Here is a 16,932-nt window from a genome sequence, read left to right on the forward strand (position 1 = left end):
GATATTTATTATATAGTTTTTATTTTTAACGTTTTTGATATATACCTAGTAATATTGGTTCTTGGAAGATAATAATTTTATGATAAGAAAAGTAATTATATTTACTGTCATTGCTATTTCGTTGTTAGTATGTACTATATTAGTTGCGATGAACTTTGTTGATTATAGTTCCACCACTAATAGTCTTGTTAATGAATTAAAAATTTCTCCTCAGAATCTAAAAAAAATAAAAATAATTAAATTTCCTATACCTTATTTGATTATTGATCACATAAAAGAGGAAGGGAAATTAGAATTAGAAAATATAGAAATTCACTTTATCCCATGGTCATTATTAATTTTCAGACCAAGAATTAGTGCTGTAACCATATATAGTGCCACAATATATTCAGATGAACAAGATTTTGACATTATAAACCATGATAGGCTAGTTAGTGTATTTATAACAAATAATATAATGGATATAAATTTTAATGTTAAAAATCTGAGTATTCTAAATAAAAATAACCAACCTATTCTTACTTTAAATAATTGCTCTTTATTTAAAAATAACTCTATTGCTAATAGCACTTCATTCAAAGGGGATGGAGGATATGTAGGAAAATTATCTGGGTTTTTTGAAAAAAAGGTCAACCAAATAAATTTCGATCTTACTATCTCTAATGATGATTATAATTTTCACTTGCTAGAAACCTATATAGACTCTAAACTAATAAATGGCAAAGCAGAATATTTAATACAAAATTTAGCTGATATATTACATATTCTAGTGCCAGATTTAGATTCTTTATTTAGAAGATTTAATCAGAATGAAAAGGTAAATATAAAATTTGATATCTTACCTACTGGACAACTGCTCAAGCTAGAAAATGTAACCATAGACTCTAATTCGCTTGTAGGTAATGGAGGGGTATATTTGAGCAGAAGTGACAATGTTACTAGTATAATAAAATTATATTTCCCTAAAATAGACGTAAAATCACTTATCACTTCATCAAACAATATTAACCAATTTAGTGATTCAGTTTTTGGATTAAGACTTATCTTTGATAATAAATCAATCATGACGAATGTTTTAGTTGACCAAATAATATTAGGTAACGATGAGATATTAAATAATACTAAACTTTCATTTAATTTAGATAAAGGGGTATTAGTGGTCAATGATTTTTCTGGTACAATAAAATCCGGAGGAAATTTTCAATTGATAGGTAATGTAACCCAAAACTCAGTACGAAGTATATTTGATGGCACAATTCACTTGCAACATAATGACCTTAATTCTGTGTTAAATACTTTAGGTTACAAACAAGCAGCTAGTAAAAAACCTACAGCTTTTATTTTATCTTCAGATTTAAAACTAACTTTAATAGATGTCTATTTACAAAATCTTATGTTAAAAACTGACAACACTAAAGTTACAGGTAATATTACTGCTAGATTTATTGGTTCTATGCCGCATTTTATAGCAACCCTTGACTTTTCCTCGATTGATTTAAATAGAGACGATTACCCAATAATCTCACCAATGATCAAATTTGCTAAAAGTTTGTCAGAGAATATGAAAGATGAATCATACTTAGCTAAATATATTCCCATTAGGACAGCTGATTATTTAGGTAATTTTGACATTACTATAAATGATCTGCTTATAGGAAATAATTCATTTGGCAAAGCATATATCTTAGCAAATATCTCACCAGGTAATATTGGAATTAGTAATCTTGATATAAGAAGCAATAGTGATTACATCAATCTTAGTGCTAGTTTGTTAGCAAGTAACATTAAACCGCAATTAACAGTTACAATAAATGATGGCTCTCTTAATGTTAACTTTTTAACCCCTAAATCTTTATTTAATCTGCGGAATAACTTATTGAATGAATTTGACATAGAAAAAATAGAGTTAGAATTAAATTGTGCATTATCAAAAATAATTCAGAATGATCTAGTATTACAAAATGTTAAACTTGCTTTAGCAAATAATAATTCTTTATTTAAGATTGATAACTTTGAAACAAATCTACTTTCTGGTAAATTAAAAGCAGAAGGTAATATTTTATTAAATCCATATACTCTGAACTTTGTTTATGCACTTAATTCTATTGATTTAGCTCAATTATCTAATATTTTGCCAAGAGGATTACTAGACAATTACGGTGGAATGAGCATAAATGGAACAGTTGCTACTCATGGCAATAGTTTAGAAGAATTATTGTATGAGCTTAACACTCAATCAGAGTTTGTAGTAAAAAATGCCAAGATTAGTAACTTCTCTGTTGATTCATTGATAGAAAAAATTAATAATAAAGACTATAGTCTAAAGTATTTAAAAGATGATTTAGCAAAATCTATGTATCAAGGGCAAACTGAATTGAATAGTTTGCGTGGTAATCTTCAGTTAAAAAATGGAATAGTTACAATGAAAGACTTAGTATTTAATACAAAATATACTAGCGGAGCTGCATCATTAGCTATAAATATATATAATTTGGATATGGTATTATCTTCAATATTATCTTTCTATATAGCAGACTTAAATCCTAATCTAAATAATTCTAGTAATCAAAATACTCCTATAAATCTTACAATAAAAACCTCAGGCACTATATTAGATCCCATAAAAACGTCAGACGAGACTGAACTAAGAAAGGCTTTAGAGAACAGAAGGAAATCCACAATTAAAGGAGAATAAATGTTATTATTAAGAATTTTAAAAGATTATAGACTATTCGAAATATTGGTTCTTGGGGCAATTAGTGGCATGCCACTAGCTATATTATTCACTAGCTTAGTTGCTTGGCTTAAAGACTCTAATATTGATATTGCAATTATTACCACTTTTGCCGTTGCAAGACTATCCTATTCGCTAAAAGTTTTTTGGTCTCCTTTGGTAGATTATTTTAAGATACCATTATTAAAGAAATTTGGTCATAGAAAAAGTTGGCTGATACTTTGTACTATACTAATATCTTTAGTACTATTTAGTATGAGTACAGTTTTACCTAATGAATCATTAACTTTACTATATTTTCTTACTATCTGCCTTGGTTTCTTGTCAGCAACATTTGATATTAGTGTTGATGCACTTAGGATAGATAAATTTGATCAGGAAACCCAAGCTATAGCGAGTGCTACGGCAGTATTAGGCTATAGACTTGGCATGCTGATTACTGGAGCTGGGGCTTTGTATTTTGCTGAAGCCACAAGTGATTGGTCAGCTACATTTGTGGCTATGAGTATAATTTTTGTTGTAGCAACAATTTTTATAATTACTGTCAATGAACCGCAATTACAAAGAGAGAATATTGATATTTTCTCCTTCTTGTCTCTAATACAAATGGTACTTAGACCTTTTAAGGACTTCTTTGTTAGGAAATATGCCGTTACTATTTTACTAGCAGTAATATTATTTAAATTAGGTGATGCTATGCTTGGTGTAGTATCTATGCCATTTTATATGGAACTTGGTTATACAAAGGGACAGATAGCACTGATTACTAAATTTTATGGAGTACTAGCTACAGTTGCTGGGTCTTTTGCTGGCGGAATAGTTGTATACCGACTTGGAAACTTTAGAGGACTGATTATAACGGGAATTATACAAAGTATCACGCATTTCGCATTTATTTGGTTGAATCATCAACCAGTAAGTTCTGAATCTCTGTTCATTGCCATTACTATAGAAAATTTTGCTTCTGCTATGGGTATGACTGCACTTGTCGGATATATTAGCATATTGTGTAACAAACAATATTCTGCATCGCAATATGCTTTACTCAGCAGTAGTAGTACTTTATTTAATAACACAGTCACCGTTTATGGTGGTAGCCTAGTAAAAATGTTGGGTTGGGATAATTTTTTTATCTTAACAATAATTCTAGCCTTGCCAGGACTTATAATATTGTTCTATCTTAATAACAAGATTTCTAAAACGTAAAATTATGTTAATACGATTATTGCTATTTTTTACTTGCGTAATAACATTCAGTACAAACCTACGTCCTGTTTATGCTGCAAAAAAGCTTGTGTCTTCGCCAACTCAAACAAGTCTTGTCGTAGATTACAATACTGGTAGAATACTGCACGATAAAAATTCTACTACTAGAATATATCCGGCTTCATTGACAAAATTAATGACTTTGTATTTGTTATTTGAAGCGGTAGAATCTGGCAGGTTATCAATGAATCAAAGATTATATGTTTCAAAAAACGCAGAGAAAATGTTGCCCTGCAAATTAGGGCTTAAAGAAAAAGAAACTATTACTGTAAGAGAAGCTATTTTAGGTCTAATTATTAGATCAGCAAACGATGCAGCTATGGTAGTAGCTGAAAATATTAAAGGTACTGAAGAAAAATTTGCTCAGTTGATGAATATTCGTGCTAGACAGCTTGGTATGAAAGATACTTATTTTAAAAACGCTTCTGGATGGCATCATCCTTGTCAGAAAACTACGGCTAGAGATCTTGCTAAACTATCTATAGCTATTAAGCGAGATTTCCCTAAATATTATGCTTTCTTCTCTAGAAACAACTTTGTTTTTAGAGGCAATATTGTACGAGGACATAATAAAGTAAATGAAACTTATGAAGGAGTTGAAGGGTTAAAAACTGGTTATACCATTCCAGCCGGCTATAACTTGATTACTGCAGCAACTAGACAAAATAAATCTTTGGTTGCTATTGTTACTGGTGGTAAATCTGCTGAGTCTAGAAATATGCAAATGGTAAAACTATTAGATACCCATTTTGACCAGCCTAGAAATAATAAGACTATGGTTGATAAATTGATAGTCAAGACAACAGTACCATCAAGAACATATTGTAAGAAAACAAAATCAACTAAAGTTGCTACAAATCTTAAAGTAAGAAACAGAAAAAAACTATAGAAATATTATGAAAAATGTTGCTGTAATTATTTCAGGTTGTGGATATTTAGATGGGGCTGAAATCTTTGAAACAGTTTTTACATTATTGGAACTTGATAAGCATAATGTAAATGTAAAAATTTTTGCTCCTAATAAAAATCAATATTAAATCAATATTATGTGATTAACCATCTAACTCAAGAAAAAATGTTAGAGGAACGTAATATATTGGTTGAATCAGCACGCATTGCTCGTGGTAAAATCCAACCATTAAATCAAATACGTGCTGAAGATTTTGATGCTTTAATATTACCGGGTGGGTTTGGTGCTGCACTAAATTTGTCTAATATAGGACTTAAAAATGAAAATGCTACAGTACCAAAAGACTTACAGGAAATAATAGTAGGCTTTTATAATTTATCAAAACCAATTGGAGCTATATGTATTGCTCCTGCTTTACTTGCTATAGTCTTAAGAAATCATACAAAAATTAAGGTTACCCTTGGAGAATCAAATGATCTGATAAATAAGCTAGGAGCAACAGAAGAAACTTGTAATGCTCAAGATATAGTCGTGGACGAAGATAATAGATTGGTTACTACTCCTGCTTTTATGTTAAATGTTCCTTTAGCACAAATACATAAAGGTATTAAGGGTTTAGTAATTAAAGTGCTGCAAATGTGTACTAATATCTGAAATGTAAGCTATTTTATAAAAGACAATTGGTATTAAATAAGGAAGATATAAGCCAATATGAATAGATTAATACAAGCAGATGAGGTGTCTCAAACTCGTCTAACTAGAGAACAAAAAGAGGCTGTCGGATTACTTTCAATCGGTACATTTCTAGAGTATTTTGATTTGATGCTCTATATACATATGGCGGTAATTCTTAATGAGCTTTTTTTCCCGGAATATGATCCCTATGCAGCACAATTACTTTCAGCCTTTGCTCTTTGTACCACATATTTATTAAGACCTATTGGGGCGTTAATTTTTGGATGGATTGGTGATACTATAGGGCGTAAAGTAACTGTTATTATTACTACTTTTATGATGGCATTTTCTTGTATTATTATTGCTAGTTTGCCAACTTATGCTGAAATAGGTATTACTGCTGCTGTGATTGTGTCAATATGTCGTATTATACAAGGCATGACTTCCATGGGAGAAATAATAGGGGCAGAATTATATTTGACTGAAACTATAAAACGTCCACAACAATATATGTCTGTAGCATTAATAAGTTTTTTTGCTGTATTAGGGGCAACCTTTGCTTTGGGCGTTGCATTTATTTCTACCTCTTACAACTTCAATTGGCGTTATGCTTTTTGGTTTGGTGCATTGGTTGCGTTAGTCGGTTCATTAGCTAGAACAACTCTACGAGAAACACCAGAATTTGCTGACGCAAAACGACGAATGAAAATGATTTTTGCAGATATTAATGAGAATTCTAGTATATTGGAAAAGAATCCTATTTGGACAGAAAAAGTTAATAAAGTAACAGCTTTATCTTTGTTTTTAATATTCTGTGCTTGGCCAGTATGTTTTTATTTAACATTTATTCATTGCGGAGAGATTCTTAGAAATAATTTTGGTTATACGGCTGAACAAGTTATTTATCAAAATTTCTTTGTTTCAATAGTAGAAATGTTAGGGAATTTATCATTGATATATTTAGGTTATTACGTATACCCCCTAATGATTTTAAAAATTAGAATGGTAATTTTTTGGGTTCTTATTCTAGTTTGCCTATACTTATTGAGTCATGCTAGAACACCTTTTGATATTTTTCTGTTCCAAGCATTTATTATATTGATTATACCTAGTTTAACACCAGCCCATTCAATTTTATTTATATATTTTCCTGTTTTTAAACGCTTCACATATGTTAGTTTTTTATATGCTATATCTAATACTATTATGTATATTATCACATCTTTTGGGCTTATTTATTTAACAAAATATTTAGGTAATTATGGATTGCTGATTATTATAATTCCAGTCATGATAGGATATAGCTTTGGCATATTGCATTTTGAAAAATTAGAGAAAGCAGCTGGAAACTATCCGAAAAAGAAAAAATGGTTTCTCTTAATGAATTAGGTGGTGTCTATTAAAAAAGATTTAATTTTTGTTGGTGTAGTATCATCAGTACACGGAGTGCAGGGTAATGTTTACGTCAAATCTTTTACTATGCCAAATACTAATATCATTAAAATGAATTTGGTGGATGAATTAGGAAAAAAAATTATCCTTAAACTCATTAGTCAAAATTCTAAAGGTGATATAATATGTAGATTTAACAAAATTAATAATAGGACATTAGCTGAAGGATTAAAGGGATGTAAGCTTTTTTGTCATAGGCACGATTTCCCTTCATTAAGTGAAGATGAATTTTATATTGAAGACTTAAGAGGCTTACTGGTACTAGATACCAATTTGGTGGCTATAGGAAAAATTACAAATGTTTTTAATTTTAAAGCAGGTGATATCATTGAAATCGAGTTTGTCAGCAATAAAAAAGTAGAATTATTTCCTTTTAACAAGCAATTTTTCCCAGTAGTGACGAAAGAGCATGCTATTTTAGCAAAGATTTAACTATAGCAATTAGTCCTCATTACGTCGTTCTGATCTCTTTCGGTCATTAGGGTTTAATACTGCCTTACGAAGCCGGATTGATTTAGGAGTAACTTCTACTCTTTCATCATTTTGGATATAGCTGATAGATTGTTCTAATGTCATAATGACTGGTGGGATAAGACGCATAGCTTCATCTTTGCCAGAAGCTCTGACATTTGATAATTGTTTGGCTTTCAGAGGATTTACCTCTAGGTCATTATCCCGATTATGTTCGCCTATAATCATTCCCTGGTATACTAGTTCATTAGGGTTTATAAACATTTTTCCACGCTCTTCAAGATTCCATAGAGCATAGGCAACAGATTCACCATCCCCATTAGAAATTAACACTCCATTACGTCTTCCTTCAATAAGCCCTTTATACGAACCATAACTATGAAAAACACGGTTCATAACACCTGTACCTCGAGTTTCGGTTAGAAACTGACCGTGGTAACCAATAAGACCGCGTGATGGCCCTAAAAATGTGACTCTAGTTTTACCGCCACCAGATGGACGCATATCAGTCATTTCTGCTTTACGTATTGCTAAGGATTTAACAACAACTCCAACAAAATCATCATCAACATCAACTTGGATTTCTTCAATTGGTTCTAATCTTTTTCCCTGTTCATCCTCTTTGAATAATACACGTGGTCTGCTGATTGATAGTTCAAAACCTTCACGTCGCATAGTTTCAATTAATATTCCTAATTGTAACTCACCACGACCTGCAACTTGAAAAGCATCTTTTTCTTCAGTTTGACTGACATGTATTGCCACATTACTTTCGATCTCTCTCATCAATCTATCACCTAAAACTCGTGATGTAAGCTTTGATCCTTCCCGTCCAGCAAGAGGAGAGTCATTTACTCCAAAGGTCATAGATAATGTTGGTGGATCTATAGGTAAGGAAGGGAGTGCTATCATTATTTCAGGGTCACAGATAGTATCAGCTACCGTAGCGTTCTGAATTCCAGCAATAGCAATGATATCCCCTGCATATGCTACATCGACAGCTACGCGTTCCAATCCTCGGAATGACAGTATTTTACTTATTCTAGCATTTTCAATTACCATATTATCGCGATTAAGTACTTTAACATTTTGGTTGATCTTAACCGTACCGCTCTGCACTAAACCGGTAAATACACGACCAAAATATGAGTTATATTCTCTAGTAGTAACAAGCATAGAAAAAGGCAGGCTGCTATCAGCAACAGGAGCAGGTACATGAGATACTATCAAATCAAAAAGAGGAGAAAGATTTTTTTGCTGATCTTCTAGATGGAGCGATGCCCAACCGCTACGTCCCGAAGCATAGATAATTGGGAAGTCTAGTTGTTCATTAGTTGCTTCTAATGCCATAAATAATTCAAATACTTCATCAACTACTTCACTTACTCTTCTATCAGGACGGTCGATTTTATTGATAACAACAATTGGTTTCAAACCAAGTTTTAGAGCTTTTGACAGCACAAATTTTGTCTGAGGCATTGTACCTTCAGAAGAATCAACTAGCAATACAACTCCATCTACCATAGTAAGAATGCGTTCTACCTCACCACCAAAATCAGCGTGACCAGGAGTATCAACTATATTGATACGGATATTTTCCCACATAAGGGAGGTACATTTGGCTAAAATAGTTATACCACGTTCGCGTTCAAGGTCATTTGAATCCATAGCACGTTCTGCTACTGCTTGGTTTTCTCGGAAAGTCCCACTTTGTTTAAGCATATTATCAACTAGAGTAGTTTTACCATGATCAACGTGGGCGATAATAGCAATATTGCGAATAGCAAACATCAAAAACCTTTAATATATTTTTAGATGTGCATTATAGAGCAAAATATATCAAATTGGAATAGAGTTCTTGTGTTATAGTGAATTCAGTTGAATTAGCAACAACGTTGCTCATCGTTAGAAACTCTAGGAACTAAATCACCTGAAAAAATTAAAAAAATAGTAGAAGAAACTGTAATACATTTTTTAACTTTAGCTATGCATTTAAAAATACCAACAGTAACAAAACAAATTATTACATTATGTTGTCAACATTTATCTATACCTCTACACGCAGGGCAGTTTAAAAGTCCCAACTAATGATAGAAAATACTAAATTATAGAAATAAATAGTTGTCATCGCGAGCCACAAAGTGGCGCATAGGCGTCAACTTAAGAGCGTAATGATTGAGCATGTATAAGTAAATCAAACCTAAACGTCATTGCGAGAAGCCGCTGCAAGCGGCGACGCGGCAATCTAAGATACGCGACTCATCTTCGAGATAAATATGAGCAGAAATTATGCTATAGAACGTGAGTATTATGCGACGAGTGGAGTGTAGAATTAAATTCTCGTTACTGACTACATGTATGGATCTCCTGTAAAATGCAAGAAAAAAATAACATCTAATAGCAAAAATGCAAATGCATACATGTATCCGGCTTATAGTTAATAAATTATGTGTAATTTATCCTACAGCCCTGATGGAATTCGCTGGCTTACAAACTATATACTTATCATTTTATCGGCTTCAAAGAGCCATTGTAGTCATCAGTTTCTTTGTAAGCTAAGGTTTGTCTTATTTACCATCAATATTATTATCTCACGCATATTCCGGGTTGGAATCTCTTACATATTCTTTGTTTACCTATTAATTAATAAACCACTATTTATTTTATTTTATGTTAATTATAATAGCTCTGTGCTACAAACTTTACTCTCTACATAATCATCCCCTGACCTTAGTACTGCAAACACCACTCTTGCCAGTTTATTAGCTACAGCAACTACTGTTTTATTATGTCCATTTCGCTCAGATAAATTAAACATCCACTGCGTAAATTTGCTAAAATCTTTTTTAGATTTTTGTTCTTCCGATGTAAATCTTATCTTGGCATTTAGTACAGCTCTAGCTCCTTGGATCAATAGAGTACGCAAGTAAACATCACCTCGCTTGCTAATTCCAAGCAACTTATCTTTCCCTCTACTGGAATGCTGCCTTGGCACTAATCCAAACCATGCCGATAATTGCCTACCATTCTCAAAACTTGTAGCATTACCTATTGATGCTATTAAAGCAGTAGCAGTAATTAAACCAAGACCAGGTATAGCTGTTAATCGTTGATATTGAGTTAAGTTGCTAGCTATTATTTTTAATCTTTTTTCTATCTCTTTTATTTTTTTGTCATTATCCAAAAATTCCTCTTTCAGTTCACTAAATGTTTGATAACCCAGCTGGCTTAAATTCCCTTCATCTAAAATCTCGGTTAATTTTGTCATAACCTTATTGATCCCTTGAGGAATAATAAAACCAAATTCATGTAGTAGACCCCTAATTTCATTAGCAAGGGCAGTACGATTTTTTACCAATCTCTCTCTTACTCGATGAATTGATAAAATATCTTGTTGTTCTACAGTTCTAATTGGTACAAACCTCATATTTGGTCTTGTTACCGCTTCACATATAGCTTCTGCATCAGCTTGATCATTTTTATTAGTTTTAACATACGGTTTGACAAATTGTGCTGCCATTAGTTTTACTGTATGCCCCAATTTAGTTATTTCTCTTGCCCAGTAACTAGCTCCGCCGCAAGCTTCCATCCCTACCAAACATTTTGGTAAATTAGCCATAAATGTTAAAACTTGATCTCTCATTAATTTTTTCTTTAATACCGTCTTACCATTTTTATCTACACCATGAATTTAGAAAATTCTTTTTGCAATATCTATACCAATTGTGGTAACTTCCATCTTAGCCTCCTGATTGTTATTTTAATATTTAATATTAACTTTAGAAGATTAGCAACTGCTTTTCATTCTGTATATCAGGAGGTCCATACCATTATTTTATCATTTTGCAGATTTTGTCATTTGGGGCATCGTTAAATCAAATAAATTGAATAAATTTTGTTGAAACTCGCTTAATTTTGGTAATCTTGCAACTTTGCAACCCTTGATTGTGTAATATAAAAAACATACTTTATCCAGCTCTCTTAATGCTTCCTCAATGGTCACATTATATTTACCATCCTTGGTTACGCCACAACCTTGTTTCAACTTATTTTTCATATAGTGCCATATTTTTAATGCCAACATACAAACAAATACATGTCCCTTCGTTCTGTTGCTTTTCCTTAAAAAGATCGGTCTTACTTCGAGTAATCCTGTCTTCATACTGCTAAAATTCGATTCTACTTCATGTAAATTATGGTAAGCTTTATCAACCAATTCTTTACTCATCAGTTTAATTTCAATCTGTGTTTCAATCGCATAACAACCATCAAGAGCAAACAACTCTTTTTTCTTATCTTGATCAATTTCAACCACTATTTGGTTGCCATCTAATTTTAGGTTGATAAATTTATCTATCCGCCATTCTTTGGCAATTTTTTGAATATTATTTAAACCAAGTTCTAGCTTTGCTTTCTTATGGGTTGATACATATATATTACGTTCTTCAATCTTTGCAACCAATTTTTCAACTCGGTTATTCCTATCAAACTCAACTTTTCGGGCTATAGAACCATTTTTCCTTAAAATATATCTTTTGCCATTATTGGTTACTTCGCATAGCTGTTCTTCAAAAAAACTATATTGCAAAACTCCGCTTTTCTTTAAGCTTTCAATCTCAACTTTACTTAAGGTTGTAATATAGTCCCATCCTTCTTTGCTCAGGGCTTCTTTGCCTGTCCTCTTAATCATTCCTTTATCACCAACAAAGACGATATTCTTAATACCAAAATTAGATTTTACTAGCTCAATCTGCTCATAAATGGTAGAAGGATCAGCACTATTACCCTTAAAAACTCTAACAGCCAAAGGTTCGCCATGATCATCAGTTAATAGACCAATCACTATTTGCTTTTTACCCTTCTTTTTATCCCGATTGTACCCATATTCCGCAAGTTCATTCTCTGTTCCTTCGAAATAGCTGGAAGTGACGTCATATAAAAGCATAACAGGCGGCTTGTTATTTTTCTTTTGATAAGTTTTAAATAATTTTAATTCGATCTTTTCTTGGTTCTCTTCTAACCATTCTAGAGCCTGATATAAATGGTTTTCATCAAATGAATCGACAGATAATACATCAGATATCGCATGCGATTTCGCCCATTTCACGCTGGAAAGTCTAGACCCTTGGTGAGCAAAGCGTGCTAAAACCAAAAATAGACTCAATAAAGCTTCTTTGCTTCTAGTACCAAGAGCCTTAGTAATACCAATTTCATCAGCAATTCTTTTTAGTAGAAAAATAGTCCCAAAACTTTCACCAACCTCAGGAACACCATCTAAACCATCAAATTCACCTTTAAGCATCTTCTTAAAAGCCTCAATGCGTAAATCATCCCAGTTAGTTAAGTTAGCTAGGGTTTTATTTAATACTTTCCCGTCTTCGCGACTCATCTTCGAGACGAAAAAGTGCTTTAAACGTCTAAAGAATCAGGTTCGCAGCGGTTTTGGAATGAAGTTTGTAGTCATGTAAACATCACTTTTCTACTTGACATACTAAAAATTAGTCAACATAATGCTTCTTATGTGTATTACCATTGTTTTGTTTCAAATAAAAACTCTTGTCATTAAAGTACACTTTTATCAGTATTTCTTTATTATAAAATTCCACAGGTGAAAAAATGTAGTCAGTAACGAGAATTTAATTCTACACTCCACTCGTCGTATAATACTCACGTTCTATAGCATAATTTCTGCTCATATTTATCTCGAAGATGAGTCGCGATAAGAGGTACGAAGCAATATTGCAGGACGAGAATTTCTATTTGGAACAGTTGTAATATACATGAAAGAGATTCATATCTCTAAATTCCAGCATTGTCAAATAAAAAATATCATTTACATGACTACAAACTTCATGCCAGAACCACTGCAAACCTGATTCTTTAGGTGTTTTAAGCACTTTTTCGTCTAGAAGATGAGACGCGAAGCGTTACTCTAAAAAACAGCTTCGCTGTTTATCTGGATCGCCACGGCATCTAACGATGCCTCGCGATGACGGCTGTGTTTAATTTGTTTATACATGTTCAATCATTACGCTCTTAAGTTGACGCCTATGTGTCTACACGGGGCTTTTGTGGATAATTCCCAGTCTTTTTCTCCAACTTTTCAAAATGAAATATCCCAAATGCAAAACCTATGCAAACTGGAAGCAATATAACCATTATCCCCCAATGATGCCAATATTCAGTTAAGTAAACAATTGAAAAAGAGGTAACTACATACATTAAGGCACGAGATATGGCAAAGGTAAGACTAGCACAGCTAAACCGTTTAAATACAGGAAAATGTTTATAATAGATTGGCTCTCCTAGACCAGGACCGATAGGCACAAATAACACAATGAATAATTGCATTAAAAATACGTCAAATGAGCTATTAATATTATTTAATAAATAAGGGCAAGCTAAAACAAATACACAAAATATTAATAACATAGTTTTTACAATTTTTAATGGATATATTCTATAACTTAAATATGCTAATACTAAAGTGGCTAAGAAAGAAAACATTGAGACAATAAAATTTTGATGAATGACCTGTTCAGCACTATAACCAAAAGAAGTTTTTAAAATATTTCCGCAATAAATATAAGGAAAATAAAAACATATGGGACACATACATTCTATTAAGAACAACGCTAAAATTGTTGTTTTATTAGCTTTTTCCTTCCATATTGGATTATTTTCTAGTTTTTTAAGATCTATGCTACCAACATTTGAAGGCTGCTCAAAAGTTTTTTTTAGTTGACGCTTGGCGTCAGCAAATTCTGGTGTTTCTCTAAGACTCCTTCTAGCTACTGTACCAACCAGTGCTATACCCGCTCCCATCCAAAATGCTATACGCCAATTAAATCCATAGGAGGTCACTAACGATGCTATTCCTAAAGCAACAACTCCTCCTAAAGTACCAAAAATCGCAACTGATGAAACAGCTGGATATTGGATTGGTGGATTTATAGATTCAGTTAAATAAAGTTTTGCTCCTACTGCCTCTCCCATAGAGGATATTCCTTGTATTATACGGCATATGGTGATCAACCAAGAGGCTGTAATGCCTATTTGGGCATAAGTAGGTAGATTAGCCATCATAATACATGATAAAGCCATCATAAAAGTCGTTATGATAACAGTAGTTTTACGTCCTATATTATCACCTATATAGCCAAATATTACTGCACCAACTGGTCGAAAAACAAAGCTAGAACAGAAAGCTGTAGCAGAGTAAATTGCTGTAGTATGTGGATCATATTTTGGGAAAAATAGCTCATTAAGAAGTATAGCCATATGTACGTAGAGGGATAGATCAAAATACTCTAGGAATGTTCCAATCGATAATAACCCAACAGCTGATTTTTGTTCTTTCGTTAGGCTTCTTTGTTCTTGCTGATATCCTATCATTTATTCACCTTATAATTTTAATAGTACTATAAATATTGATGATTTGGTTAATTAATAGCAAGAAAAAATGATATAGTAGGCTAAAATAATTAAACTATTAGTGTAACAATATACTAGTACTTAATACAACCTAAAAGTTCGAGTGGAGATTTCTTTGACATAATTCAACTGAATTCACTATTAAGTGTATATTTGAAGTAATTAGTATTTTAAATTATAGATTCTATATTTGCTATCTTACAGCTATTAGCCAAATTATTATCTAGAGTAGCAATTTTTGCTTCAAGGCGTAGGGATAATTCAAGGTAAGAAGCATCATAAGACGTTAGACCATATTTAGTTGCAATCCTTGCTATTATATGTAGAGATTCAGGGCTAGAGCAAAATTTATCAATATTAATAGGAAGAGTATTTAAGAGGTGTAAATACTCTTCATAATTACTTTTAGTAATACGTTGTTTTTTTAAGGATGATATAAGCACATTGTTACATTCTAAAAAAAAGACAGCAGGGACAAATATATTATATACTTTGTTAGAAATCTGATGGTAAATGTTATCGACCTTAAGCTGCTGCTCATCCGGTAAAATCGATGACATAATGAATGAACAATCTACTACTAAATTCATTTTATGCTCATTTTCTACCAAAATTTTTCATTTTAATAACATCGTCTGTAGAGCCAAGAGGGCTACGTTTTTTAAGTTCAGCAAGTTTTTTAAATAGATCATCAAATCTTTGGGAATAATATTTAGCTACAGATATAACAAAAGCTACCTCTTTCCCTCTGTTTGTTATGCATAATTCTTCACCTGCTTCTACTTCTTTTATTAGCTCCGTTAAGTGAGTTTTTGTTTTAAACATACCAACTATTCTCATGAATCCTCTTTAATAAACCAGTTAACTTAACTAGTTTATCATATTTTAATAAGCAATACAATACGCTAATAACAGCGATGAATCTATTTCATTTTACTTAAATAATCTTAATAATTTGCTTGCAAAAATTTTAAAATTAATTTATTAGGTTCTGAGTTTTTGGGTTCAAGAAGAATAAAAAATAAATATAAGAGACAACAGATGTTAAAAATAAAACAGGCAAGATTAAGCCTTCCCCCTTTAGATTTTAACATAGCAAAAGATAAACAGGTAATGAATACTCCGGATGCTGAACAACTAGAAGTTAAACAGCAAAAGGGTTTTTTGGAGAAAGAAACTCAATCTGATAAGATGTTATTATGTATTGATTGGGATGGAACAATAGTAAAAGGCTCCCTACACAATGCTCTTAGTACTACTTTCAATTATCAGGATTGTGTAGATCAATTTCTAGCAGATGAAACAAAAAATTGGAAAAATAAAGAGCTATTAGTAGACTTGTTGCAAAAAGCATTAACTATAGGATGCCATATAGCTATTGTATCTTTTGGCTCATATCCTGAGTGGATCGAATACGCTCTTAAGCAACTTTTAGGATCGACTCTATCGAAAGAAATTTTTGTAGTGTCGCATTCTCGTAGAAATGGCTATGAAGGCAAACAGCAGCATATAGAGGAAGCCAAGAGTCATTTTGGTGTTTCTGAGAATAAGAAGGTTGTTTTAATAGATGATGACAAAAATAATGTAGATATTGCAAAGGAAAATGGTATGCATGGAATACATGTTACCAAAGAGGGTAGTGAGTATTTAAATGAAGCTTCTGGGATAGTTACAGCACAAGAACAAAAAGAAAATCAAATGCAGACTAACTTTGATCAGTTAACAGAGAGTACATTAGAACTGTTGGGTGAAGAACCTTCCCTAATAAACTTTTATGACATATTATAGGGATTATACTATTTTGCTTTGAAGAAAAGACAATAGCAAAACTTCTAGGACTCCTAGTATAGTTTTCATCAAAACTAAGGATTATTTCTCCCATTTTTTTTAAAGCTTTGTTATAATCATTCCAGTTACGAACCTTTTTTATAGATGGTATACTGCTCGTAGGATCATTTGAGTATACCGCTAGAGTCTTGGATAATGAAAA

At 32.2% G+C, this 16,932-nt stretch carries 14 protein-coding genes; 8 read left to right on the forward strand and 6 right to left on the reverse strand.

The window, feature by feature from the left end:
• The first annotated feature begins 79 nt into the window (after positions 1-79).
• The 7 genes from AAGD45_RS01050 to rimM are packed head-to-tail and all read left to right on the forward strand — an operon-like array spanning position 80 to position 7,469.
• Positions 80-2,695, forward strand: coding sequence for an AsmA-like C-terminal region-containing protein (locus AAGD45_RS01050; protein WP_341761622.1), 2,616 nt, complete (start codon positions 80-82; stop codon positions 2,693-2,695).
• Positions 2,696-3,940 (forward strand): AmpG family muropeptide MFS transporter, encoded by a 1,245-nt coding sequence (locus AAGD45_RS01055; RefSeq protein ID WP_341761623.1) that lies wholly within the window; start codon positions 2,696-2,698, stop codon positions 3,938-3,940.
• A 4-nt stretch (positions 3,941-3,944) separates the two neighbouring features.
• The gene (locus AAGD45_RS01060) at positions 3,945-4,889 is read left to right on the forward strand and encodes a D-alanyl-D-alanine carboxypeptidase family protein (RefSeq protein ID WP_341761624.1); all 945 of its coding nucleotides are present in this window, start codon (positions 3,945-3,947) and stop codon (positions 4,887-4,889) included.
• A 7-nt stretch (positions 4,890-4,896) separates the two neighbouring features.
• Positions 4,897-5,037 (forward strand): hypothetical protein, encoded by a 141-nt coding sequence (locus tag AAGD45_RS01065; RefSeq protein WP_341761625.1) that lies wholly within the window; start codon positions 4,897-4,899, stop codon positions 5,035-5,037.
• A gap of 11 nt (positions 5,038-5,048) precedes the next feature.
• Positions 5,049-5,564 (forward strand): isoprenoid biosynthesis glyoxalase ElbB, encoded by a 516-nt coding sequence (gene elbB / locus AAGD45_RS01070; protein ID WP_341761626.1) that lies wholly within the window; start codon positions 5,049-5,051, stop codon positions 5,562-5,564.
• Positions 5,565-5,621: 57 nt separating this feature from the next.
• The gene (locus AAGD45_RS01075; RefSeq protein WP_341761627.1) at positions 5,622-6,974 is read left to right on the forward strand and encodes an MFS transporter; all 1,353 of its coding nucleotides are present in this window, start codon (positions 5,622-5,624) and stop codon (positions 6,972-6,974) included.
• 3 nt (positions 6,975-6,977) lie between these two features.
• Positions 6,978-7,469, forward strand: a complete 492-nt coding sequence (gene rimM, locus AAGD45_RS01080) for a ribosome maturation factor RimM (protein ID WP_341761628.1) — start codon at positions 6,978-6,980, stop codon at positions 7,467-7,469.
• Between the two features lie 9 nt (positions 7,470-7,478).
• Here the strand turns inward: rimM and typA are convergent, their stop codons facing one another.
• The 6 genes from typA to AAGD45_RS01110 all read right to left on the reverse strand — a co-directional run bounded on the left by typA (position 7,479) and on the right by AAGD45_RS01110 (position 15,782).
• A complete protein-coding gene (gene typA / locus AAGD45_RS01085; protein WP_341761629.1) occupies positions 7,479-9,299 on the reverse strand; it encodes a translational GTPase TypA in 1,821 nt (606 codons plus the stop codon).
• A gap of 886 nt (positions 9,300-10,185) precedes the next feature.
• Positions 10,186-11,199: an IS110 family transposase gene (locus tag AAGD45_RS01090; protein ID WP_341762173.1), complete on the reverse strand. Its 1,014-nt coding sequence runs from the start codon at positions 11,197-11,199 to the stop codon at positions 10,186-10,188.
• Between the two features lie 147 nt (positions 11,200-11,346).
• The gene (locus AAGD45_RS01095) at positions 11,347-12,897 is read right to left on the reverse strand and encodes an IS1634 family transposase (protein WP_341761630.1); all 1,551 of its coding nucleotides are present in this window, start codon (positions 12,895-12,897) and stop codon (positions 11,347-11,349) included.
• Positions 12,898-13,556: 659 nt separating this feature from the next.
• A complete protein-coding gene (locus AAGD45_RS01100) occupies positions 13,557-14,903 on the reverse strand; it encodes an MFS transporter (RefSeq protein ID WP_341761631.1) in 1,347 nt (448 codons plus the stop codon).
• A 209-nt stretch (positions 14,904-15,112) separates the two neighbouring features.
• Positions 15,113-15,532, reverse strand: coding sequence for a type II toxin-antitoxin system VapC family toxin (locus AAGD45_RS01105; protein ID WP_341761632.1), 420 nt, complete (start codon positions 15,530-15,532; stop codon positions 15,113-15,115).
• A 7-nt stretch (positions 15,533-15,539) separates the two neighbouring features.
• On the reverse strand, positions 15,540-15,782 hold the full coding sequence (locus AAGD45_RS01110) for a type II toxin-antitoxin system prevent-host-death family antitoxin (RefSeq protein WP_341761633.1): 243 nt from the start codon (positions 15,780-15,782) through the stop codon (positions 15,540-15,542).
• A 201-nt stretch (positions 15,783-15,983) separates the two neighbouring features.
• On the opposite strand from AAGD45_RS01110, the gene AAGD45_RS01115 reads away from it, so the two are divergent.
• Positions 15,984-16,730, forward strand: a complete 747-nt coding sequence (locus tag AAGD45_RS01115; protein WP_341761634.1) for an HAD family hydrolase — start codon at positions 15,984-15,986, stop codon at positions 16,728-16,730.
• The last annotated feature ends 202 nt before the right edge of the window (positions 16,731-16,932 follow it).

The sequence above is a fragment of the Candidatus Tisiphia endosymbiont of Thecophora atra genome (assembly GCF_964026395.1).
In the GTDB taxonomy this organism is placed as follows: Bacteria; Pseudomonadota; Alphaproteobacteria; order Rickettsiales; family Rickettsiaceae; genus Tisiphia.